Below are 23,220 nucleotides of genomic sequence, written 5' to 3'. Positions count from 1 at the left end.
TTTCAGTGAGATTCACGCGGCACGTGATCGCCGCTGGAGCCGACGAGGAAGTCCAGGTCGGCACCGGTATTGGCCTGCTGGACCGTTTCGAGGTAAAGGCGCTGCCAGCCGCGGGATGGGCGGGCGAAGGCGTTCACGGCGGCCGGAGCGGGTTCGCGCGCGGCCAGTTTCTCGTCGGGGATGTCGATGTCGAGCCGCCGCCCCGGGACGTCGAGGATGATCATGTCGCCGGTGCGGACCTTGGCCAGGGGGCCGCCGGCGGCGGCCTCCGGAGCGACGTGCAGCACGACGGTGCCGTACGCGGTGCCGCTCATCCGGCCGTCGCAGATGCGGACCATGTCACGGACGCCCTGGGCGAGCAGCTTGGGAGGCAGGGGGAGGTTGGCGACCTCGGGCATGCCGGGGTAGCCCTTGGGGCCGCAGCCGCGCAGGATCAGCACCGAATCCGGGGTGACGTCCAGGCCGGGGTCGTCGAGGCGGGCGTACAGGTCCTCGACGGAGTCGAAGACGAGGGCGGCCCCGCGGTGCTTGAGCAGGTGGGAGGAGGCGGCGGCCGGTTTGATGACGGCGCCGTCAGGGGCGAGGTTGCCGTACAGCACGGCAATGCCGGCGTCGTGCAGCACGGGCTGGTCGCGGGTACGGATGACGTCGCCGTCGTGGATGGTGGCCTCGTCGAGGTGATCGACGAGGGGGCGGCCGGTGACCGTGATCGCCTCGGGGTCGAGCAGGTCACGGACCTGGTGCAGCACCGCGTGCAGGCCGCCGGCGCGGTACAGGTCGTCCATGAGGTGCCGGCCTGCGGGCTGCAGGTCGACCAGCAGCGGTACGCCGGAGCCGGTGCGATCGAAGTCATCGAGCGTCAGCTCGACGCCGAGTCGGCCGGCGATGGCCAGCAGGTGCACCACGGCGTTGGTGGAGCCGCCGATCGCGGCCAGAGCGACGATGGCGTTGGAGAACGATGCACGCGTGAGCACGGCGCTGGGACGGCGTCCGGCGGCGACCATCTCCACGACGAGGCCGCCGCTTTCGTGGGCGCCCGCCAGCAGACGGCTGTCCGGAGCGGGGGTGCCGGCCAGGCCGGGCCGGGTCATACCGAGCGCCTCGGCCAGCAGGCCCATGGTGGAAGCGGTGCCCATCGTGTTGCAGTGGCCCTTGCTGCGGATCATGGACGACTCCGAGCGCAGAAACTCGGCCTCGCTCAGCGTCCCGCCGCGCACCTCCTCGCTCAGCTTCCACACGTCAGTGCCGCAGCCGAGCGGCCGGCCACGGAAGTGACCGGTGAGCATCGGGCCGCCGGGGACGACGACCGCGGGCAGGTCCACCGAGGCGGCGGCCATGAGCAGGGCGGGGATGGTCTTGTCGCAGCCGCCGAGCAGCACCACGCCGTCGATCGGGTTGGCCCGCAGCATCTCCTCCGTCGCCATCGCCGCCATGTTGCGCCACAACATGGCGGTCGGCCGTACTTGCGTCTCGCCGAGCGAGACCACCGGAAGATTCAGCGGGACACCGCCCGCTTCCCAGACGCCCCTTTCGACATGCTCGGCGACCTCATCCAGGTGCATGTTGCAGGGGACGAGATCGGAGGCGGTGTTGGCGATCGCGATCTGCGGCCGGCCGTCGAAGGCGCGAGACGGCAGCCCTCGCCGCATCCACGCCCGGTGAATGTAGGCGTTGCGGTCGGTGCCGGCGTACCACCTAGAACTGCGGCCCATGGGCTATCACATCCAGGAATTCCATTTATTGGAACTTAAATCGATTCTGTGGAACGTGCGGCGAGACTAGCTCAGACTTCACCGCTCAGGGAAGAGGCAGTTGAGGAAAAGTTTCGATTTCTGGAACGTAGGTCTAACCTTCGGAAACCTGGGTTTCGCCGCCCAGAACGGCCACAGCCGCTACGTGCGGGGGGCGAGATCCGCGGATGGCCTTCGCCACCGCGAGGTGTGGCCCGGACACGCTGCGCGGCACCTCATGAATGGCCTTCCCCCTGGTAGCGGCAGTGCGCGAAGCGGACGACGCCTTCCTCGGCGAACATGCCGGCGACTCGGCCCGTGAACGGTGCCGCCGTCTCGGCTGCCCAGAAGCGGCCGTCGAGCTCGGCCAGGTGCGTCTCGGTGCCTGATTCGTCGGCGACGATCAGCCGGATGCGGTCGCCCGCTCCCGTCCAAGGCGGGCCGAGCGGTGGATGGTCCGTTTCGATGCGCAGCAGGACCTCATCCCCTGCCACCCGGACTGTCCATGACCGGCCGATGAAGTCCGGCCGGAACGCGCCCAGGCCGCCGGAGACGGCACGGACGGTGAGATGACCGGGCCGCTCACCGGCGGACGCGATCTCGGCGGGCGTTCGTCCCACGGCCAGCCAGCCGGGGTCGGCCAAGGCGTTGTCGTCGGCGAAGTCGAAGTACTCCTCCAGCGGCTGCGAGCGTGGGTTGAGCTCGACCGGGGCCGGCTTCGGCCAGCCGTCGTCCCATTCGACGCCGGTGACGAACGTCTCCCGTCCCAGCGGCGAGTGCGAGCCGGCCTTGCGCGTCGCGAGGAGCACGAGCAGGTCGTCTCCGTGCGGGCCGCGGACCAGGTCGGCGTGTCCCGCGCAGCCGACCGGGCTGCCTGTGCCGGACGGGCTCAGGACCGGGTTGCCCGGCGCGCCCACTAAAGGACCCTCGATGCCGGGACCGCAGGCGATGCTCACGGCGTGGGCAAAGCCGCTGCCGCCTTCGGCGATGAGCAGATACCAGTAGCCGTCGCGGCGGTAGAGGTGCGGCCCGTCGGGAGCGACCAGGCCGGTGCCGGACCAGAGCCGCCGAGGCTTCTCCAGCAGCCTTCCCCCGACGAGGTCGGCCCGGGCCTGCAGAATGCCCCGGTGCGCCACCACCAGGGTGCCGTCCAGTTCGAGATCGCTGTAGGTGACGTACGCCGTGCCGGTCTCGTCCCAGGCCAGATCGGGGTCGATCCCGATGACGCCGTCGATGGTGACGCCGTCGCTCCACGGCCCGGCCGGGTCGCGCGCGGTGAACACGACGCAGCCCCGTGGGCTCGCCGCCACGCAGACGATCACGTAGAACAGTCCCTCGTAGTGGCGGATGGTCGGCGCCCACACGCCGGTGTCTCGGCGATGCCCACCTGCTCCTCACGGGTCACGACGTTGCCGATGTGCTCCCAGGTGACGAAGTCGGTGCTGCGGTAGATCGGGATGCCGGGCAGTATTCGAATGACGAGGTGATCAGGTAGTACGTTCCATCGACGACGACGCAGCTGGGACCGGGATTGAATCCGGGAATCAACGGGTTGGGAAGCCGGCTCATCGAGTCAGTCCTCGATCGCCCGCAGGCGGATCGCGTGGAAGGGGCGGCCGGGCAGCGGCAGCGCGAATTCTCCTTCGTAACTGCCGGGTAGTTCGGTGATGGTCATGTTCCAGGTGTCGACGATGTCGGCCCGGTAGCGGGCCCCGGGCGCAGTGAGAAGGTCCGCCGGCGGGGCTGCATGTGGCCGAGGTAGGCGAGGTAATAGCGGCCTTCGACACCACCGACCGGGACGTCGAAGTCGGCCGGCAATGGATCGATGCCGGCGACGTCACCCGATCACCGCCCACGCCACGGCGGAGCGGCCGATCGTCCCCTACTACCAGGACGAGGACTGGCTCGACCTGACGCTCAACCAGCACGCGCACGGGGACTTCGACCTGTCCACGGACCACTACCGCGCCCACCTGGCCACACATCCCGGCCGGCCTCTGGTGGAGGGCGAGAGCCTGTACGAAGGACTGCTCACGGTCGAGCGCGCCGGGCGCGCCCCGTCACGGACACCATGGTCCGCCAGGTCGCCTACCGGGCCATGCAGTCGGGATGCTGCGGTTACACCTATGGCGCGCAGGGCTGCTGGAACGCGGCCTGGGAGCCGGGTGAGCGGGCGAGCATGTGGGGCGACATGCCTTGGCGTGAGGGAGTCGATCTCCCGGGCGCCGAGCAGCTCGGCCACTTCCGCCGCTTCTATGAGGAGGTCGGCTGGTCACGCCTGCGTCCGGACCCTTACTGCTTCCGTGCGACGTACATCCATAACAACCACATGTACGCACCCTCTGTGTCCGCCGACGAGGACATGACCACCGTTGTGGCTCACTTCGGGGAGACCTACCGCATGGAAGGCCGCGCCGATTTTGTTGGTTTGCGGGCGGTGCCGTACAGGTTGGACTGGTTCGACCCACGCGAGGGGCACTGGCGCGTCGAAGAGGAACGGGCAGAGCCCGTAGGCGGGACGCTTGCCGTCCCGGCGAAGCCGGACGGCCGGGACTGGCTCCTCGTCGCTCGCTCCGAGGACGATCGGTCCTCGCATGAATGAGCGTGCAACGTTGCACGCCAGGCGGCGGCAATGGGGCAGCGGGGCAGGAAGCAGCTTCAGATGTCTCGGCCCGGCCGTTACGACCGGGGCGGCGGCGCGCTCGTGTGGCGGGCCATCAGGCGCGGCGCCACGACGTAGTTGACGGGTTGCGTGCGACCGTCGAGTCGTTCCAGAAGAAGTCTCGCGCTGCTCGCGCCGGTGAGGTTGCCCGACTGATCGATGGTGGTGAGAGAGATCCGGCCGATCGTCGTGACGTAGATGTTGTCGTAGCCCGTCACCGTGAGGTCCTCCGGCACTCGGATACCGCGCTCTTCCGCCGCGCGTAGCACGCCGAGCGCGGCGATGTCCGCGCCGGCGAAGATGGCGGTCGGCGGAGTGGGGCCGGCGAGCGCTTCGGCGGCTGCCCGATAGCCGCCCTCTTCCGAGTATGTGCTCTCGATGACGTACGGTTCGAGCCCGTGCCGGCGCATGGCCTTGACGTAGCCCTGGCAGCGCGCCGTGTGGGAAAGGATGAAGGGTTCCGGCAGGTCCTGCGACGGTGCGCTGATGTGCGCGATGCTCCGGTGACCGAGAGCCACGAGGTGATCGACCATGAGACGCGCGCCCGCATGGTCGTCGTCCACGACCGTGTCGTAGACGAAGGTGTGGCCGTGGCGCGCGATCACCACGGTGGGCAGTCTCGACGCGAGCTGCTCCAGCCAGGCCTGACTCGTCCACGGCTGGATCAGGATGAGCCCGTCGACCTGCCGATCGACGAGAGCCTCGATGCTGCGCTGATGGCGCTCGGGCGTGGTGCCGCCGGCGATGAGGATCTCCTGGAACGGGCTGGTCTCGAGCTCGCCGGTGATCCCTTGGACGATCTCCGGCTGGAACGGAGAGGTGAGCTCGGTGAGCATGACCCCGATCGTGTACGAGCGCCCTCGCATGCCCCGCGCGCCCGCGTGGGGTCGGTACCCCAGCTTCTCGATCGCCGCGGTGACCTTCTCCCGCATCTCGGGGCTGACGCCGTAGGCGTCGCGCACCACCTTCGAGACGGCCGACATCGAGACGTCCGCCTCACGTGCGACGTCATGAATCGTCACGCGATGCGGGTCGGAGGACGGCAGCGCGGAACTACCTCGTGCCCGGCGCCGCGCCGTCTGTCCGGCACCTGAACCAGGGCCCGGATCGGCCTTGTCGTTCCCCTGAGCAGTGTCGGCCGCGCCGTTGTCCACACGGGCCAGAGTATCGGATCTGTGTAGACCGTTGCCTAAACGACCCAGAACGTCCTTGACGTGGCTTAAATCGCGTCTATACGCTCCCGTGTCGAACGTTGCACACGATCCGGATTCCCCTCCCGAGCGCCACGGCGTCGTGCCCATCCGCCCCGGCGCCTTCCGGTGAACCCTGAAGGCGCGCGTACCGCGACATGATCCTCACTCATCGCACCAGGAAGTGACATGAGGCCCCCTGCGACAACCCTGCGTGTCGAGCACCTCGACGAGACGCTCGGCATCCGCGTCACCCAACCCCGGCTGTCATGGCGGCCGCCCGCAGGCTCCGCCGAACAGAGCGCCTATCGGATCCGGACGAGCAACGGCTGGGACAGCGGCCGGATCTCCTCTGCCCAAAGCGTCCTGGTGCCCTACGCCGGACCGCCGTTGCGCTCGGCCGAACAGGTGGAATGGCAGGTCAAGGTGTGGACCGACACCGGCGAGAGTGAGTGGTCGGCGCCGGCCGCCTTTGAGATGGGACTGCTCGCCGCCGCCGACTGGCAGGCAGAATGGATCATCCCCGGTGAGAGCCCCGACGGCCCGCCCGGCGAGCGGCCCGCGACCTTGCTGCGGTGGGAGTTCGAGGTGGCCGCACCCATCGTCTCGGCCCGCTTGTACGGCACGGCGCACGGCATCTACGAGGGCTTTCTCAACGGCGAACGGATCGGGGACGCCGAACTCGCGCCGGGTTTCACCCAGTACCGCACCCGGCTGCAGGTGCAGACCTACGACATCACGGCCGCTGTCCAGCCGGGCCGCAACGCGCTCGGCGTCATCCTGGCCGATGGCTGGTACCGCGGCCTCATCGGCTACTTCCGCGTGGCCGATCAATGGGGTGAACGGCCGGCCCTGCTGACGCAACTGCACCTGACCCATGCCGACGGCACGATGACGGTGCTCGGCACCGGGCCGGGGTGGCGCGGCGCGCAAGGCCACGTGGTGGCCGCCGACCTGATCGCCGGGGAGCGGTGGGATCTGCGCCGTCTGCCGCGCGGCTGGTCACGGGCGGGATTCGACGACTCGGCATGGCTACCGGTCACGACCGACCCGCGCGGCCTCGATGAGCTGGTCGGCTCCCCCGCGCCGCCCGTGCGGCGGGTGCAGGAGCTGACGCCGGTGTCGGTACGGCGGCTGGATGAGCACCGGCAGGTCGTCGACCTGGGGCAGAACATCAACGGCTGGGTCCGGCTGGCCGAGCTCGGCCCGGCGGGGACGACGATCCGCTTGGTCCACGGCGAGTCACTCGACGCCTCGGGCGACGTGACGACCGACCACCTGCGCCCGTGGGTGCCCGGCGTCGCGGAGCCGCTGCCGGCCGGGCAGATCGACGAGGTGATCTCGGCCGGAGTCCCCGGTGACGTCTTCGAACCACGCCGCACGACCCATGGATTCCAGTACGTCCGGATCGAAGGCCACCCTGAGGACCTGACGCCGCAGGATGTCACCGGCGTCGTGGTGCACACCGATCTGCGGCGCACGGGCTGGTTCTCCTGCAGCGACGAGCGGATCAACCGGCTGCACGAGGCGGCGGTGTGGAGCCTGCGCGGCAACGCGTGCGACATCCCGACCGACTGCCCGCAGCGCGAGCGCGCCGGCTGGACCGGGGACTGGCAGCTGTTCGTGCCCACCGCCGCGTTCCTGTTCGACGTGGCCGGATTCTCCACCAAATGGCTGCGCGACCTGGCCGCCGACCAGTGGCCCGACGGGACCGTCACCAACGTCGTTCCCTGCTCTCCGCATGACGCGCAGGGCAGCCTGGCCGCCCACCTCCACGGATCGGCCGGGTGGGGCGACGCCGCCGTGATCGTGCCGTGGGAGCTGTACCGGGCCTACGGCGACGTCCAGATCCTGGCCGAAGCGTGGCCGAGCGTCGTGGCGTGGCTGAACCGTACCGAACACCTCGCCCGCACCCGGCGGCACCCCTTGCGAACAGCCGTTCCCGCGCCTCATGAGGAATATCTGTGGGATACGGGCGCACACTGGGGCGAATGGTGCGCGCCCGGCGAACACCTCGACATCGCCGACCTTGCCCGGCTCGACCACGGAGCCCTGGCCACCGCCTTCTACGCGTACAGCTCAGGGCTGGCGGCGCGGATCGCCGAGGTGCTCGGCCGGAGGCAGGAGGCGGAGCGGTATCGCGATCTTAGCGAGAAGGTCCGCGCCGCGTGGCAGGCCGAGTACGCCGGCGGGCCGCTGACGCAGGCCGATCACGTGCGCGCCCTGGCCTTCGATCTCGTCGACGATGCCCTGCGGCCCCCTGTGGCCGCACGGCTGGCCGAGCTCGTACGCGAGGCTGGCACACACCTGGGCACCGGATTCCTGGCGACACCGTACCTGCTGCCGGTGCTGGCCGACACCGGTCACCTCGATCTCGCCTACGAACTGCTGACGCAGGACACCGAGCCGTCCTGGCTCCTCATGATCGACCGGGGTGCGACCACCGTCTGGGAGCACTGGGACGGCATCTCCTCGGACGGGGAGGCCACCGCGTCGCTGAACCACTACTCCAAGGGCGCGGTCGTCTCGTTCCTGCACAGCTACGTGGCCGGACTTGAGCTGCTCGAACCGGGCTACCGGCGCTTCCTGGTGCGACCTCGCCCCGGCGGCGGCCTGACCTGGGCTGAGGCGGTCCACGAGTCGCCGTACGGGCGGATCGAGGCCGGGTGGCGGCTCGACGACGGCGTTGTTCACGTACGCCTGGCCGTGCCCGCCGGAACCGAGGCCACCGTCGTCCTGCCCAGCGGCCGTCACGAGAGCGCCGGTCCGGGCACCCACACCTTCATCGACTGAGGAACCGACAGTGACGAACCATTGCGATACCGGCTTGCCGGCCGATGACCGAGCCGAGTTGTTGCTGAGGGAGATGACCCTGGAGGAGAAGTGCGGCCAGCTCACCTCGGTCATGCCGTGGTCCCTGGTCCGCGCGGACGGCTCAGCCGCGGAGGGCGCCGAGGAGCTGCTGGTGAATCCGCCGGGTCATGTCGCCCAGCTGATCGTCGACGACCCCGCTCAACTGGCACGCCTGGTAGGAACGATCCAGCATCGGTTCGTGACGGGGACCAGGCTCGGCATTCCGGCGCTGCTCCATGCCGAGGCGCTGAACGGGTTCCTCGCGGGCGGTCACATGGTCTTCCCGACCGCCATCGGGCTCGCCGCCACCTGGAGCCCTGAGCTGGTGGAGGAGATGACGGACCTCATCCGCCGCCAGATGCGCCGCACAGGGCTGGCGCATGCGCTGTCACCGGTGATGGACGTCGCGCTCGATCCCCGGTGGGGCCGGGTGCACGAGACCTACGGCGAGGATCCGTACCTGGCGGCCGCGTTCAGCGTCGCCTTCACCCGCGGTCTGCAGGGCGCCGACCTCGCCGAGGGCGTGGTCGCCACGGGCAAGCACTTCCTCGGCTATGCCGTCACGGCGGGCGGGCGCAACCAGTCGGCGTTCGAGGCGGGTTCCCGGCAGACCCGGGACCTGTTCGCCTACCCCTTCGAGGCGGCGATCCAGATCGCCGGCCTGAAGTCGGTGATGAACGGCTACGCCGACATCGACGGCGTCCCAGCGGGCATCTCCCGGGAGATGCTCACCGGCCTGCTGCGCGGGACACTCGGCTTCGACGGTTTCGTGTCGGCCGACTACGCGACCCTCGAACAAGTGGTCACCCGGCAGCGGGCCGCGTCGACCCCCGGCGAGGCGGGCCGGCTGGCGATCGCCGCCGGGCTGGACGTCGAGTTCCCAACACCGTTCGCCTACGGGTCCGCGCTCGTCGCGGAGGTGGAAGAGGGGCGGCTCGACGTTCGCGACGTCGACGCCTGCGTACGGCGGGTGCTGCGGGCCAAGTTCGAGCTCGGGCTGTTCGAGAACCCGTATCCGCAGGAGCACATCGACATCACCGCCGTGGCACGCGAGGGCGAGACGCTGTCGCAGCAGCTCGCCCGCCGGTCGGTGGTGCTCGCCAAGAACGACGGCACCCTGCCCCTGCCTCAGGAGGGGCTGACCGTAGCGGTCATCGGCCCGCACGCCGACGCCGTGCTCCGGCAGTTCGCCGCCTACACCTATCCGGCGTGGCGGGAAGCGGTCAACGGCCTGGAGCTCGGCGAACACGGCACCATGGCGGGCGCCGAGGAGATCAAATCCTCATGGTTCGACAGGCTGTTCTCACCGGTGGACGTGGCGGCCCTGGCCCGCGACCGCTATGGAGCCCGTCCGCTCGCCGAGGAGATCGCCACATTCGCCGGCGACGTGCTGCCCGAGCCGGGCTGCACGATGACCCGGCCACTGGGGCAGGAGGCGGTGGAGCGGGCCGTGGAAGCCGCCCGCGGAGCCGATGTCGTGGTGCTCGCCCTGGGCGGCGCGAGTCTGTGGTTCACCGGTGAACGCACCGAGGGAGAGGACAGCGACTCCGCCGACATCTCGCTGCCCGCCGCTCAGGCCCGGCTCGCCGAGGCGGTATCCGCCACCGGCAAGCCACTCGTGGTGGTGCTCGTCCAGGGGCGGGCCTACGCGCTGCCCGAGGTGGTACGCGACGCCGCCGCGATCGTGGTGAGCACCTTCGGCGGGCCGTACGGGGCCAAGGCGGTGGCCGAGGTGCTCTTCGGCGCCGTCAATCCCAGTGGCAAGCTGCCCTACAGCGTCCCCCGCCACAGCGGCCAGATCCCGGTCCATCACCACCAGAAGGCAGGCACCGGCTACCGGAGCCCGCTCCCGGCCCACATCCCCCGGCACTACCTGGACATGGAGGCCACACCGCTGTACGCCTTCGGCCACGGTCTGAGCTACACCGACTTCACGCTCACTGACCTGGCATGCGATCCCGAGGTGGACACGACCGGCACGGCAGGCATCAGCGCCACCGTCACCAACACCGGAACGCTCGCCGGAGCCACGGTCGTCCAGCTCTACCTGCGGATCAACACCTCGGGCGTCACGCGCCCGGCGCAGCAGCTCGCCGGATTCCACCGCGTCGAACTCGCCCCCGGCCAGTCCTGCCGCGTCACCTTCCACGTCTCGGCCGCCCAGCTCGGCTGCACCAACCTGGCCCACGACTTCGCCGTCGAACCCGCCACCGTCGAGGTCTTCCTCGGCTTCGACTCCGACGACCGCGCGCTGACCGGATCGTTCGAGCTGATCGGCAAGCCCCGCGTGCTCACCAGCAGCGAGCGCGCCTTCCTGTCCGAGACCACGACCGCAAAGGAATCCGCATGTCGCGAGTACTGTTCGGCGCCGCCTACTACCCCGAATACCACCCCGCCGAACTGCTGAAGACCGACCTTGACCTGATGGCCGAGGCGCGCTTCTCCGTCATCCGGGTCGGCGAATCCGTCTGGTCCACCTGGGAGCCGGACGACGGCCACTTCAACCTGGACTGGCTGCAACCGACGCTGGACGGCGCGCACGAGCGCGGCATCGGCGTCATCCTCGGTACGCCCACCTACGCCGCGCCGCCATGGCTGGCCCGCCTCTACCCGGAGATCGCCGGCGAGGCGGCGACCGGGCAACGTATGGGCTGGGGTGCGCGCCAGGAAATGGACTTCACCCACGCGGCGTTCCGCTTCCACGCCGAGCGCATCATCCGCAAGGTCGTCGAGCGCTATGCCGATCACCCAGCCGTCATCGGTTACCAGGTCGACAACGAGCCGGGCCCGCACCTGCTGCACAACCACGGCGTCTTCCAGCGCTTCGTGAACCGGCTGCGCGAACAGTACGGCGACGTGCGGAGGCTGAACGAGGAGTGGGGCCTGGTCTACTGGTCGCACCGGCTGTTGGACTGGGCCGATCTGTGGACGCCGGACGGCAACACCCAACCGCAGTACGAGCAGGCATGGCGGCGTTTCCAGGTCGACCAGGTCACCGAGTTCATCGCCTGGCAGGCCGAAATCGTCAGGGAGTACAGCCGCCCCGGCCAGTTCGTCACCACCTGCATCGCCTACGATCGGCCCGCCGTCGCCGACGACGACCTGACCCGGCGGCTCGACGTCGCCACCGGCAACCCCTACTACGGGATGCAGGACGCTCTCGCCCTGCCGGCGCAGCGGGGCGGCGGCCAGAACTGGGCGAGCCAGGACACGTGGGCGTTCTACCGAGCGGCCGACAGGATGTACTCCTCCCGCCAGGAGCCGTTCCTCGTCACCGAGACCAACGCCCAAGCCATCGGCCCGTCCTGGGTCAACCAGCCCGGATACGACGGGCAGTGGCGCCAGGCCGCCTGGGCGCTCGTCGCCCGTGGCGCGTCCATGGTCGAGTACTGGCATTGGCGGACGCTGGTGTTCGGCGGCGAAACCTACTGGGGCGGCGTGCTGCCCCACAGCGGGCGCCCCGGCCGCACCTATCGGGAGATCGCCCGCATCGGCGTCGAGCTGGAGCGGGCCGGCGACCTGGTCGCGAATCTGACGCCGGACGCGGACGTCGCGATGCTGTACTCCCACCCCAGCAAGTGGGCCATGATCGCCCAGCCGGCCCTGGCCACATCCGACGGCGGCCCGGACGGGCGCTCGTACGAGGCCATCTTCGACGCCTTCTACCGGGGCGCGTTCGACGCCGGCCTTCAGACGCGAGTGCTGCATGCCGGGCAAGCCGTTGCCGAGGACCCGGCCGAAATGGCCAACAGGCACCCGGTGATGGTGGCCGCCGGGCTGTACGTGGCCGGCGACGCCACTTTGGACTGGCTGGCCGCCTACGCCGGTGCAGGCGGGCACCTGGTCCTGGGGCCGCGGTCCTGCTACGCCGACCACGAGGCCCGCGCCCGCCGCGACGTCCAGCCCGCCCGCCTCGCCGACGCCGCCGGAGCCTGGTACGACGAGTTCAGCAACCTCGACGCGGAGCTGCCGTTGCAGGCCCCTGACGACTCGCCGCTGACCCTGCCCGAAGACGCGGCCGGCACCCGCTGGGCGGACGGGCTGCACACCGACGGCGCCGACGTTCTCGCCGCCTATGACCACCCGCACTTCGGGCGGTTCGCCGCCGTCACCACCCACCGACATGGGCAGGGCCGGATCACCTACGTCGGCACCATCCCGAACCCTGCCCTGGGCGAGTCCCTGTTCCGCTGGCTGCTGCCGGATGCCGGACCCTGGGGGCTGCTGCCGACCGGCGTCACCTGCACCGGCGCCACCGCCACGGACGGCCGCCGGGTCCGTTTCCTGCACAACTGGACCTGGCAGGAGACGACGGTGACCATCCCGGTCGCAGTGCGCGATGTGCTCGACGACATCGGGCACGAGCCCGGCGCACAGGTACGGCTCGGCCCCTGGGACGTGCGCGTCCTGCTGGAAACATGATCGTGAGGGTACGCACTGCGTGAGGTCCTTGCGACGGGACGACCCCGCTGTCCGGGCTCCTCGACCGGGCGGCGGGCACGCTCATCTACCAAGAGAAGGGGAACTTGACGGCCTTTTTCCGGGCCGAGGCCGAACAGGGTGAGGCGAGCGATCCGGACCTGCTGGCCCGGCAGCTCAGCGTGGTCTTCGACGGCGCCAGCGCTCGCGCGGGGATCGGAGCCGACAGCCTGGCGGGGCTCATCGCGCCCAGCGTGGCAACCCTGCTCGCTCGCCCCACCGGAGCCCCGGACCGCAGCGCCCTGCCCATCGCCGGCGGCCGGGGCCGCACCGCGAACACTGAAAGCCCGGTCGGGCAGACTCGGCCTTCGGCCGGAACTGCCGCTGGAACGACTCGTGCGCGCGACGCGAAACCACGTCCAGCGGCCAGTGAGGCGCGCCACTTCGGCGATCTCGCGAAGCGGACCGGCGCCAGCGTGCGCTCCCTGCGCCACCACGAGGAGCAGGGCCTGCTCTCCAGCGAGCGCAGTGCGAGCGGGCAGCGCCACTACGACGAGGACGCCGTGAGCCGGATGCTCTTGATCAGGCAGTTCTTCGCTGTAGGAATGACCGGCAAGGTCATCGCCGCGCTGCTGCCACATCTCAAGGATCCCGGGGGATGCTGCCCTCCGGCGGTACTACGCCAGCTCACCGCCGAGCGCGACCTCATCGACGCCCAGTCGGACGAGCTCGCCCGTGCACGGCACTCCCTGGACGCTCTGATCAGGACCACGCAGGAGGCCATGCGTGGCGCCGTGCCCACGAACCCCACCTGACCGGCGCCGACTGGGCCTCCAACGCCTGCGCGGCTGGTGCCGGAAGGCTCCAGCCTCAGAGGCGCCCGTCAGAGCAGTTAGTGAACTGTGGTCATCATTTCTGGCTGGTATCACAGCTCTTGACCCTACGAGCGCTAAAGGACTTGTACACTTCGTTCTGGAAGCACACGGTTACATAAAGTGACAATCCACACATCTGGTGCAAATCGCATTTGCGATTCCTCGTGGCGTCCGGACCCCGCGCCACGTCAGGTGTCGAAGTTGGCGGCCGGGCATACCCCAAAAGGCTCCCACAGTCGGCAGATGTTCCAGTGTGGGAACACAACAGGGGAGCCGAGCACATGGAGCCACTGCACCTGACAACAAACCGTCAGGGGGCGAAAGTTATCGTGCACGTCTCCGGGGAGCTGGACATCGCCACCACATCGGTGCTGCGTGACCACCTGCTCGACATCCTGAGGGAGACCTCCAACGGACACCGGAAGATCGACGAGGTCGTCATGGAGCTGAGCGGGCTGTCGTTCATCGACGCGGCCGGCTTGGGCGCTCTGGTGAGCATTCAGGACCACGCGCGGCGCAACGCCATACCGTTGCTGCTGTCCGGGGTCCCACCGCAGATCGACCGGCTACTCCTGATCACCGGGCTCAACCGCCAGTTCCCCACAGGCCCGCCGCCGTACAAACCCCTGTAGGACTAACGGCGCCCCAGGGACGGGTCGTCGAGGTCGCCCCCGTACGACACGACCTCCCGCGCCACCTCCGCCAGCCGCCGGTTGTGGTCGCGGGCATGCCCGCGCAACCGCGCGAACGCCTCATCCATCGCCCAGCCGTCCCGCTCGGCCGGCACCCCTTTGGCCTGCTCGATGACCACGCGGCTGGTGAGCGCGCTCCGCAGCTGCTCGGCGAGCAGCCGCTCCGCTCGCACGGCCCGCTCGTGCAGCAGCCCGATGGTGGCCATGTCGGCCAGTGCCTGCCCCAGCGCGACGGTCTCGGCATGCAGGTCGCCAGGGGCCTCATGGAACAGGTCGAGCGCGCCGACCACCTCCTCGCGCACCCGCAGGGGCAGCGCGCTCACCGCGGCGAACCCATGGCCGCGGGCCCGCTGGGCGAAGCGCGGCCAACTCCGGCGCGCCTCGGCGCCGTACCTGTCCGGGCAGTGCACGACCTCGCCACCGCCGAGGCAGTCCAGGCAGGGCCCCTGCGCGTACCGCAGCTGCGACAGCTCCAGCGACCGGGCCCGCTCGCTGGAGGCGGCCATCAGCCGCACGATACGCGAAGACCGGCCAAATCACCGGGAATCACCCACCTGACGGATCAGGTCATGCAGTCCCGGATCGCGGCATGGGCGGCCTCGCGCAGCCGGGCGTGCACCACGGCGTTCGCCTCCCGGTCCGTACGCACCTCCACCAGGCGGGGCCCCTCGCCGCGCAGCGCCTTGGGCAGGTCGGACAGATCCTCCACCAGCTGGTACGGGGTGCCCGTCGAAGCGGCCACGTAACCGAGATCGACGCCGTGCGGCGTACCGAAGACCCGCTCGAACGGATCCCTCACCGCCGCCTGCGGCAACAACGAGAAGATACCGCCGCCGTCGTTGTTCACCACCACAAGGCACAGGTCGGGCCGCGGCTCCCGGGGGCCCAGAATGAGGCCGTTCTGGTCGTGCAGGAACGACAGGTCGCCCATGAGCGCGTACGACGGCCCGTTGTGCGCCAGCGCCGCCCCCATGGCCGACGACACCAGCCCGTCGATACCCGACGCGCCCCGGTTGGCCAGCAGCCGCAGCCCCCGCCGGGGGCGCATCGCCTGGTCCAGGTCCCGGATCGGCATCGAGGAGCCGCAGAACAGCAGCGCCCCGTTCGGCATCGCGTCGACCAGGTCGCGGGCCAGCCGGGGCTCGCTGGTGCCCGAGGCGTCGAGCACCTCGTCGATGGCCGACCTGGCCGCCTGATCGGCCTGCCGCCAGGCGTGCAGCCACGTGTCGTCACCAGAGGCGACGGGGATCTCCACCGCCTGCGCCACCTGCGTCGCCGACCGGGTCGGATCGGGCCAGCGATCGAGGTCGGTGGCGACCACGATGTGCTCCCCGGCCCGCCGCAGCCACGACAGCAGCGGCCGCGACAGCCCGGGACGGCCGAGCGTGACCACCACGTCGGGGCGGTGAGCGTCGGCGAACTCGGGCGTGCCGAGCAGATAGTGATAGGTGGACACGGCGTGGTCGCCGTAGCGCCCGCCGCCGTTCGGCTCCGACACCACCGGCCAGCCCGCCATGCCGGCCGCGGCGACGTAGCGGCGGACGTTCGCGGCGCCGTCGCCGACCACCAGCACGCCGCGCCTGGTCGGCGGGATGTGCAGGGCGATGGGCGGCGGCGCGACGCGGGCGCGCACCCAGGGGCCGTTGGCGTCGCCGTCGAGCGACTCACACCACGAGGTGTCGCCGTCGGGGATCAGCGGCTCCCTGAACGCCAGGTTCAGGTGCACCGGCCCCGGCGCGGCGGGCCCGGAGGCGCGCTGGTAGGCCCGGCAGGCCAGCGACCGCCAGTAGGCCACCTGCCCCGGCCGGTCCTCGGGCACGCCCACCTCGGCGAACCAGCGCACCGCCGAGCCGTACAGCTTGATCTGGTCGATCGTCTGATTCGCGCCGGTGCCGCGCAGCTCGGGCGGGCGGTCGGCGGTGAGCACGAGCAGCGGGACGCCCGACTCGCTCGCCTCGACGACGGCCGGATGGAAGTTGGCGGCGGCCGTGCCGGACGAGCAGATCAGCGCGACCGGCCGCTCGGCGCGCCTGGCCAGCCCGAGCGCCAGGAAGGAGGCCGAGCGCTCGTCTATGCGCACATGCAGCCGCACCCGCGACTCGGCGTGCAGCGCCAGCGCCAGAGGGGCCGAGCGCGAGCCGGGCGCGATCACGACGTCGGTGAGGCCGCAGCGCACCAGCTCGTCGACCAGGACCGTGGCCAGCGCGGTAGCGGGGTTCACAGTGACGCCTCCTGCATCCGGCGAAGCCACGAGGGAGATTCAATCTCAAATGCCGACAAAAGCTGAAAATTCACCGCAGGACGTCGTACGGCCAGCCGCCCGTCCACGGGCACCAGCGAATCGTCCACCACATCACCCGTGAGCAGCGGCATCGTGCCCAGCCCGCACGCGTACGGCAGCTCCGGCAGCGCCGCGGCCAGCGCGAGACCCGCCGCCAGCCCCACCGAGGTCTCCACCGCGCTCGACACCACCGCCGGCAGCCCGCACGCCTCCACCACCCGCAACGCGTTACGCACCCCGCCGAGCGGCTGCGCCTTCACCACCGCGATGTCGGCCGCCTCCGCGGCCCTGACCCGCAACGGGTCCTCGGCGCGCCGGATCGACTCATCGGCCGCGATCGGCACGTCGACCGCCCGCCGCACCGCCGCCAGCTCCTCGAGCGTGGCACAGGGCTGCTCGGCGTACTCCAGGTCGAAGCGGTCGAGCTCCTTCAGGTGGCGTACGGCCTCGCCGACCTCCCAGGCGCCGTTGGCGTCGACGCGCAGCCTGCCCGCCGGGCCGAGCGCGTCACGCACCGCCTCCACCCGGGCCAGGTCCTCGGCGAACGTCTGACCCCGCTCGGCCACCTTGACCTTCGCCGTGGCGCAGCCCGACCCGCGTACGAGCTCGAAGGCCTGCTCGGCGGCCACGGCGGGCACGGTCGCGTTGACCGGCACACTGTCGCGCACCGGCTCCGGCCAGCCCTCGAAGGCGGCCTCGCGGGCGCACACCAGCCAGCGGGCGCACTCGCGCGGACCGTACTCGGGAAAGGGCGAGAACTCGCCCCAACCGGCCGGACCGTGCAGCAGAACGCCTTCCCTGACGGTCTGACCACGGAAACGGGTGCGCATCGCGACCCGGAAGACGACGGGAGCCCGGAATTGCACGGGAGAACGCGTCACGACCCTCCCTGCACCGCTGACCGACCTGTCGCCATTAACCTTACGAGCATGTTGAGGAAGCCGTCGCATCCGGACCGGCCGTTGCACGCCGTGGTCGGACCCCCAGGACCTGAGCTCTTCGCGGCGATCCGCGCTGCCCTGTCCGGCGACGGCCCGGCGATCCTCCCCCTGCCCGCCGCAAGCGCCCCCGGCGCGCTCCGCCCGACGCACGTCAACGGCGCCCGCCAGGACGACGGCGAGGGCGTGCCCGACGACGTGGCGGTGGTGATCGCCACCAGCGGCAGCACGGGAGCGCCCAAGGGCGTGATGCTGTCGGCCACCGCGCTGCGCACCTCGGCGGCCTCCTCACTGCGCCGCCTGGAGGCGGTCAAGGGCGAGCGCTGGCTGTGCTGCCTGCCGCCCTCCCACGTGTCCGGCTTGCAAGTGCTGGTCCGCGCCCTGCTCTGCGAGAGCGAGCCGATCATCCACCCGCGCTTCGACCCCCACGAGGTGCTCACCTCGGGCGCCGAACACGTGTCGATGGTGCCGACCCAGCTTCACCGGCTGGTCGAACTGAACGCCGACCTGTCGGTGTTCCGCTCCATCGTGCTCGGCGGCGCCGCCCCGCGGGCCGGCCTGGTCGCCGAGGCTCGGGCGCTCGGTGCTCGGGTGTTCACGACGTACGGGATGAGCGAGACGAGCGGCGGCTGCGTGTACGACGGCCAGCCCCTTTACAATGTAGATCTCAAAATCGGCGACGACGGGCGCATCCGCGTCGCCGGTCCGGTGCTGTTCTCCGGTTACCGCTTCGGCGAGCCCGCCCCCTTCGACGGCGACTGGTACGTCACCTCCGACCTGGGCGAGCTGACCGGAGGCCGGCTGCGCGTGCTGGGCAGGGCCGACGACGTCATCAACACCGGCGGTGAGAAGGTGGTGGCCGCCTCGGTGGCCGAGGTGCTCGGCGCCCACCCCGAGGTGGCCGACGTGGCCGTGATCGGCCGGCCGGACCCCGAATGGGGCGAGATCGTGGTCGCCGTCGTGGTGCCCGCAGACCCCGCGGGCCCGCCCACGCTGGATCAGCTCCGCGCCTACGCCGCCGACCGGCTCCCCGCCTACGCCGCGCCGCGCCAACTGCGACTGATGTCCCGTTTGCCACTGCTAGCGAATGGTAAAACGGATCTCGTTAGCCTTAGGACAGGAACCTGATGAGTTGCGGGTGCGTCTTATGGAGGAGAGCAAGGAGGGAGCCTTCATGAACCAGACCCGCAAGATGTGGGCATCCGCGGCGGTCGTCGGTGTGATCCTCGTCGGCGGAGTCTCAGTCGCGGCGGCCGCCTCGGCGGGCAGGCTCGAGAGGGTCGGCAGGGAGACCAGAGCAGTGGTGGAGAAGGAACCGTCCGCCCAGCCGCCGTCCGTCCAGAACGATCAGCTTTCGGAGCTGACCGTCTCGCCCACGCCGAGCGATGGCACCGTCGTGTCCAAGGAGCTCAACCCGGACCCGCAGAAGGTCATCGAGTATTGGACGGACAAGCGCATGGAGGACGCCCAGCCCATGCCGATGCCCGAGGTGAAGCCAGGCGAGTTCACCACCGGGGAGTGACGCTCCTCGCGTGTGGGGTGGGTCACCTTTAGGGCGGTCCGCCCCCTTTTTTGTCCCTCCGGGAACAAATAGCGCTGAACAGCGTTATTGATACTGGTGCGCCGAGCGGCCGCAGCCGCCCCACCACAATCTTGGTCTGATCGAATTCGACTCCGTATGGAGGAGGTGTCCTCATGCCCCGAACCGCCGTGGCGACCCCACCCACGACCCTCGACCAGCTGATTGACCGAGGGCGAGCTCAGGGTCACCTCTCCTTGGCGGAGCTGCGTGACGCGTTCGCCGAAGCCGGCATCAGCCCCTCGGACGGCCGTTCGATCCTGCGCGAGCTCACCGAGGCGGGTGTCAGTCTCGCCGCCGAGGACGAGCCGTCCCTCGGGCGGGCGCCCTCGCGTAAGGCCACCCGCAAGACCACGACCAAGCGAGCGAAGTCTACCCGCTCGAAGGCCGCGGAGCCAAAGACGGAATCCGCCGCGCAGTCCGCCGCGCAGGACGAGGACGCCCCCGACGACCTCGCGCTGAGCCCGGACGCCACGGCCCCGGACGAGGCCGAGCTGGAGTCCGAGACGATCGACCTCGACGACAACCAGTCGGTCATGGGCGACTCGGTCCACACCTACCTCAAGTCGATCGGCCGCCGTACGCTGCTCACCGCCGCCCAGGAGGTCGAGCTGGCCAGGCGGATCGAGGCCGGCCTGTACGCCGAGTACAAGCTGGAGACCGGCCCGGACCTGTCCCCCGCCGCCCGCGACGACCTCGAACTGGTCATCGAGGACGGCAGGGCGGCCAAGGACCACATGCTGGAGGCCAACCTCCGGCTCGTCGTCTCGGTCGCCAAGAAGTACACCGACCGCGGCATGTCCCTGCTCGACGTGGTCCAGGAGGGCAACCTGGGCCTGATCAGGGCCGTGGAGAAGTTCGACTACACCAAGGGCTTCAAGTTCTCCACGTACGCCATGTGGTGGATCAGGCAGGCCATCCAGCGCGGCTTCGCCGACTCGGCCCGGACCATCCGCCTGCCCGTACACGTGCTGGAGATGCTCTCCAAGCTGTCGCGCATCGAGCGCGACATGCACCAGAGGCTGGGCCGCGAGCCCACGCCCGAGGAGCTGGGGATCGAGCTCGACAAGACCCCCGACCAGATCGAAGAGCTGCTGCGCACCAGCCGCCAGCCCATCTCGCTCAACGCGACGATCGGCGAGGACGGCGAGACCACGATCGGCGACCTCATCGAGGACGTCGACTCCCCCGAGGCGTCGGAGATCGTCGACCGCCAGCTGCTGGGCGACCAGCTGCGCGGCGTGCTCGGCAACCTCACGCCGCGCGAGGCGAAGATCATGGCCCTGCGCTTCGGCCTGGTCGACGGCAAACCGCACACACTCGACGAGATCGGCAAGCACCTGGGCCTGACCCGGGAGCGCATCCGGCAGCTCGAGAAGGAATCGCTTTCGAAGCTGCGCCACCCGAGCAATACCCGCCCCTTGCTCGACTGGGCCAGCTGATCCGCGACGAAGCCCCGGCACTCCTCGTGCCGGGGCTTCGTCATGTCTCCAGCGGACTGTCTTCGCCCTGAGGGCATTCCCCCCGAGGGACCCCCACGACAAACCGTCTTCCTTCGCCCCGGACGGGGTATCCCTCCCCCCGCCTTTCCTCTCCCCCGAAGGGGGTATCCCTCCAAAGGGACATCAGCCCCCACGGACCGTCACAGGGATCGAGACGGTCGCGTGACGAATCACCCGGGGGAGCGACGGACGGCTAGCGGACGGCAGGCACCGGGCGTGGCACGCGCGGGATCCCCCACAGCCGGTTGTCCTCGCGCAGCGTACGCAGCCGATCGACCTCGGCGGTCCACGTGGCCCCCGCGGGCGTCGCCTTGGCCTTGCGGCGGGCGATGCGGTCGTCATAGGCCTTGACCCCGAACGTGGCCCGCTGCCCGCTCTCGGCCGCCCGCAGCGCCTCGCTGAGCGCCTTGTCGAACGCCACTCCGGCAGCCAGCAACTCGAGCTCATCCGCGGCGGCGGCCCGCAGGTCGCGCAGCGTCCCCTCAGCCAGCCTGGCCCGGTCGAGCAGCTCGGGGTAGCTCTTGGAGATCTCCACGTCCGCGTGGTAGCGGACCTCAGCCTCGCGGCTCACCCGCGGCCGGAAAAACGCCATCGACTCTGCCCCTCATCCCAATCGGCTCCTATCAGGCGACCAGGGTACGCCCGACCGCGACACGCTCCATAATCGGACCCGCGCCGCACCCTTTACATAGTAAGATGATCTCCATGCCCGCCAAGAGACCGCCGGTTCCCCTCTCCCGCGAGCGCATCATCGACGCCGCCCTTCACATCGCCGACTCACAAGGGCTCAGGCGCCTGACGATGCGCAGGCTCGGCGACGCCCTGCAGGTGGAGGCCATGGCCATCTACCATCATCTGCCCCGGGGCAAGGAAGCGCTGATGGACGCGCTGGCCGAGCACGTCACCGCCGTCCACGTGGAGCAGGGTCCCACCTGGCAGGACACGGCCAGGGCGTGGTGCCGGGCCGGTCGGGAACTGCTGCGCGAGCACCCCGGCGTCCTGGCGCTCGCGCTGACCAAACCGCCCAAGGGCGGCACCGCGCTGGCCATCAGGGAGCAGACGGAGCAACTCGCCGACGCGGGCCTGAACGACGCGCCTGAGGCCGTACGAGCGCTGCGGGCCTTCGTGTTCGGCAGCGTGGCGGTCGAGGTCCAGCAGTCAGGCTGGGCCGACCCCGAGGTCGATGAGTGGACCAGGCGTGACGAGCGCGCCGACGTCGACTTCGAGCGTGGTCTCGACGCCTTGCTGAAGGGCTTGCAAAGCTAGTGGGCGTGTCGAGCTTGGACCGTTATCCTGTATAAGGCACGCTGTGTCGAAGGTCACACTTTCGCATCCTCCTGTAACAGTCCTAACGGACTATGTCCGAACGTGTGACATACGCCGCACACTTGAAAGAAAGACAACACCCAAGGTGTTCCCGCCCCTTTCCTACCCGCGGGAGCCATTCACGAGATATCGGAGGCACGCCGATGTGCCCGCACGACCCGGCCTGTCCGGCAGCCGAGGCGCCCGACCGCGAGGCTGCACGTACCCTCGCCTGCCACCCCGAGCAGGGGTGGAGCCTTCTCTGCAACGGCGTCGTCCTTTTCGAGGACACCGGGGAGCTCCTGCCTGGCGGCACCGCCATCGCTCCGCACCGCCCGGATCCGCTCGTCGGCGCCGCCTGAGCCACTACCCGCTCACCGGCACCCCAGAGCCACGAACCGCTCACACGCAGCGCAGCCTCGGAGCCACGACCCGCTCACGCGTCCTCTGAACCGCGTCTCCTGAACCGCGGCCCTTGGACCGCATCCACTGGGCCGCTACCCGTTCGCTGGCGCCCCTTGGGAACGCCACTCACCCATAGCCGACGATCCACTCGGCGACCACCTCGCCCACCCGGGCGGGGTCCTTTTTCAGGTCGTGCCCCTCGCCCGGCAGCACAACCAGGCGTGCCGCGTCGGCAGCGTCGGGCACGCCGAACGGATCCCGGTCCCCGTTGACCACCAGCACGTCCACGCCCGCCTCGCGCAGCTCGCCGGCCCTCGACTTCTCGGGCCTGCCCGGCGGGTGCAGCGGGAACGCCAGCGCCACCACCGCGACCGCACCGACCACCTCGGCCGTACGGCAGGCCACCCTGGCCCCGTTGCTCCGGCCGCCCTGCACCAGCGGCAGCCCCGGCCAGCGCGCCCGCAGCTCACTCAGGACGACCTCCCACGCCTCGTCCTGCCGTACGGCCGAGCCCGGCGCCCGCGCCCCGGCGAGCCGGAACGGCTGCGTCACCCTGGCCACCACGGCCCCCACCTTCAGCGCCGCGTCGCGCACCGCCAGCAGATCGGGCGCGTCCACTCCCCCGGCCGACCCGTGCGTCAGCACCAGCAGCAGCCGGGGCCGCTCCACCTCGTCGAACTCGACCTGCGCCGGGCCGCGCGGGGTCATGATCCGCATGTCAGAACCGTACCTGGGGATGAGTTCACCATGGCCCCCAGGGTTGATGACGGCGCGTCGCGCAGCCGCGAT

General features: G+C 70.3%; 18 protein-coding genes and 3 pseudogenes. 12 read left to right on the top strand and 9 right to left on the bottom strand.

Annotated elements, in window-relative coordinates:
* Positions 1-2 precede the first annotated feature (2 nt).
* The 3 genes and pseudogenes from AB0L53_RS33895 to AB0L53_RS33885 all read right to left on the bottom strand — a co-directional run bounded on the left by AB0L53_RS33895 (position 3) and on the right by AB0L53_RS33885 (position 3,479).
* Positions 3-1,712 carry an IlvD/Edd family dehydratase gene (locus AB0L53_RS33895; protein ID WP_364002677.1) on the bottom strand — a complete coding sequence of 570 codons (1,710 nt, stop codon included), beginning with the start codon at positions 1,710-1,712 and terminating at the stop codon, positions 3-5.
* Between the two features lie 254 nt (positions 1,713-1,966).
* A complete protein-coding gene (locus AB0L53_RS33890; RefSeq protein WP_364002674.1) occupies positions 1,967-3,094 on the bottom strand; it encodes a family 43 glycosylhydrolase in 1,128 nt (375 codons plus the stop codon).
* A gap of 209 nt (positions 3,095-3,303) precedes the next feature.
* Positions 3,304-3,479 (bottom strand): annotated as a pseudogene (locus tag AB0L53_RS33885) (DUF5605 domain-containing protein).
* A 68-nt stretch (positions 3,480-3,547) separates the two neighbouring features.
* On the opposite strand from AB0L53_RS33885, the pseudogene AB0L53_RS33880 reads away from it, so the two are divergent.
* Positions 3,548-3,760, top strand: a pseudogene (locus AB0L53_RS33880) (DUF4038 domain-containing protein); the annotation flags it as partial.
* 32 nt (positions 3,761-3,792) lie between these two features.
* Positions 3,793-4,332 (top strand): annotated as a pseudogene (locus tag AB0L53_RS33875) (DUF4038 domain-containing protein); the annotation flags it as partial.
* Between the two features lie 77 nt (positions 4,333-4,409).
* Here the strand turns inward: AB0L53_RS33875 and AB0L53_RS33870 are convergent.
* On the bottom strand, positions 4,410-5,414 hold the full coding sequence (locus AB0L53_RS33870; RefSeq protein WP_358447482.1) for a LacI family DNA-binding transcriptional regulator: 1,005 nt from the start codon (positions 5,412-5,414) through the stop codon (positions 4,410-4,412).
* A 357-nt stretch (positions 5,415-5,771) separates the two neighbouring features.
* Here AB0L53_RS33870 and AB0L53_RS33865 point away from each other — a divergent pair, with 357 nt between their 5' ends.
* The 5 genes from AB0L53_RS33865 (at position 5,772) to AB0L53_RS33845 (ending at position 14,361) form a co-directional block, all read left to right on the top strand.
* The gene (locus AB0L53_RS33865; protein WP_364002672.1) at positions 5,772-8,375 is read left to right on the top strand and encodes a glycoside hydrolase family 78 protein; all 2,604 of its coding nucleotides are present in this window, start codon (positions 5,772-5,774) and stop codon (positions 8,373-8,375) included.
* 34 nt (positions 8,376-8,409) lie between these two features.
* Complete coding sequence (locus AB0L53_RS33860; protein WP_364002669.1) at positions 8,410-10,842, top strand: glycoside hydrolase family 3 N-terminal domain-containing protein; 2,433 nt, start codon at positions 8,410-8,412, stop codon at positions 10,840-10,842.
* On the top strand, positions 10,782-12,857 hold the full coding sequence (locus AB0L53_RS33855) for a beta-galactosidase (RefSeq protein ID WP_364002666.1): 2,076 nt from the start codon (positions 10,782-10,784) through the stop codon (positions 12,855-12,857). The genes AB0L53_RS33860 and AB0L53_RS33855 overlap by 61 nt, the downstream gene beginning before the upstream one ends.
* 104 nt (positions 12,858-12,961) lie before the next feature.
* Positions 12,962-13,669: a MerR family transcriptional regulator gene (locus AB0L53_RS33850; RefSeq protein WP_364002663.1), complete on the top strand. Its 708-nt coding sequence runs from the start codon at positions 12,962-12,964 to the stop codon at positions 13,667-13,669.
* Between the two features lie 341 nt (positions 13,670-14,010).
* Positions 14,011-14,361, top strand: a complete 351-nt coding sequence (locus tag AB0L53_RS33845; protein ID WP_364002660.1) for an STAS domain-containing protein — start codon at positions 14,011-14,013, stop codon at positions 14,359-14,361.
* Positions 14,362-14,363: 2 nt separating this feature from the next.
* On the opposite strand, the gene AB0L53_RS33840 is transcribed toward AB0L53_RS33845, so the two are convergent.
* From AB0L53_RS33840 to AB0L53_RS33830, 3 genes are read right to left on the bottom strand one after another with little or no spacing between them, the layout of a single operon-like run.
* The gene (locus AB0L53_RS33840) at positions 14,364-14,927 is read right to left on the bottom strand and encodes a GAF and ANTAR domain-containing protein (RefSeq protein ID WP_364002657.1); all 564 of its coding nucleotides are present in this window, start codon (positions 14,925-14,927) and stop codon (positions 14,364-14,366) included.
* Positions 14,928-14,983: 56 nt separating this feature from the next.
* Positions 14,984-16,642 (bottom strand): 2-succinyl-5-enolpyruvyl-6-hydroxy-3-cyclohexene-1-carboxylic-acid synthase, encoded by a 1,659-nt coding sequence (menD, locus tag AB0L53_RS33835; RefSeq protein ID WP_358447502.1) that lies wholly within the window; start codon positions 16,640-16,642, stop codon positions 14,984-14,986.
* The gene (locus AB0L53_RS33830) at positions 16,639-17,583 is read right to left on the bottom strand and encodes an o-succinylbenzoate synthase (protein WP_364002654.1); all 945 of its coding nucleotides are present in this window, start codon (positions 17,581-17,583) and stop codon (positions 16,639-16,641) included. The genes menD and AB0L53_RS33830 overlap by 4 nt, the downstream gene beginning before the upstream one ends.
* A 48-nt stretch (positions 17,584-17,631) precedes the next feature.
* Between AB0L53_RS33830 and AB0L53_RS33825 the strand changes: the two genes are divergently transcribed.
* From AB0L53_RS33825 to AB0L53_RS33815, 3 genes are all read left to right on the top strand, one after another.
* Positions 17,632-18,768: an AMP-binding protein gene (locus tag AB0L53_RS33825; protein ID WP_364002651.1), complete on the top strand. Its 1,137-nt coding sequence runs from the start codon at positions 17,632-17,634 to the stop codon at positions 18,766-18,768.
* A 46-nt stretch (positions 18,769-18,814) separates the two neighbouring features.
* On the top strand, positions 18,815-19,162 hold the full coding sequence (locus AB0L53_RS33820) for a hypothetical protein (RefSeq protein WP_364002648.1): 348 nt from the start codon (positions 18,815-18,817) through the stop codon (positions 19,160-19,162).
* A 173-nt stretch (positions 19,163-19,335) separates the two neighbouring features.
* Positions 19,336-20,661, top strand: a complete 1,326-nt coding sequence (locus AB0L53_RS33815) for an RNA polymerase sigma factor (protein ID WP_364002645.1) — start codon at positions 19,336-19,338, stop codon at positions 20,659-20,661.
* Between the two features lie 253 nt (positions 20,662-20,914).
* On the opposite strand, the gene AB0L53_RS33810 is transcribed toward AB0L53_RS33815, so the two are convergent.
* A complete protein-coding gene (locus tag AB0L53_RS33810) occupies positions 20,915-21,313 on the bottom strand; it encodes a hypothetical protein (protein WP_364002642.1) in 399 nt (132 codons plus the stop codon).
* A 113-nt stretch (positions 21,314-21,426) separates the two neighbouring features.
* Here AB0L53_RS33810 and AB0L53_RS33805 point away from each other — a divergent pair, with 113 nt between their 5' ends.
* Positions 21,427-21,987 carry a TetR family transcriptional regulator gene (locus AB0L53_RS33805; RefSeq protein WP_357645222.1) on the top strand — a complete coding sequence of 187 codons (561 nt, stop codon included), beginning with the start codon at positions 21,427-21,429 and terminating at the stop codon, positions 21,985-21,987.
* Positions 21,988-22,190: 203 nt separating this feature from the next.
* Complete coding sequence (locus tag AB0L53_RS33800) at positions 22,191-22,388, top strand: DUF5999 family protein (protein WP_214634349.1); 198 nt, start codon at positions 22,191-22,193, stop codon at positions 22,386-22,388.
* 169 nt (positions 22,389-22,557) lie between these two features.
* On the opposite strand, the gene AB0L53_RS33795 is transcribed toward AB0L53_RS33800, so the two are convergent.
* The gene (locus AB0L53_RS33795; RefSeq protein ID WP_364002637.1) at positions 22,558-23,148 is read right to left on the bottom strand and encodes an alpha/beta family hydrolase; all 591 of its coding nucleotides are present in this window, start codon (positions 23,146-23,148) and stop codon (positions 22,558-22,560) included.
* Positions 23,149-23,220: the final 72 nt, after the last annotated feature.

Origin of the sequence: Nonomuraea sp. NPDC052129 (assembly GCF_040680095.1) — a bacterium.
GTDB lineage: Bacteria > Actinomycetota > Actinomycetes > Streptosporangiales > Streptosporangiaceae > Nonomuraea.
This window is presented reverse-complemented; position numbering and strand designations above follow the sequence as displayed.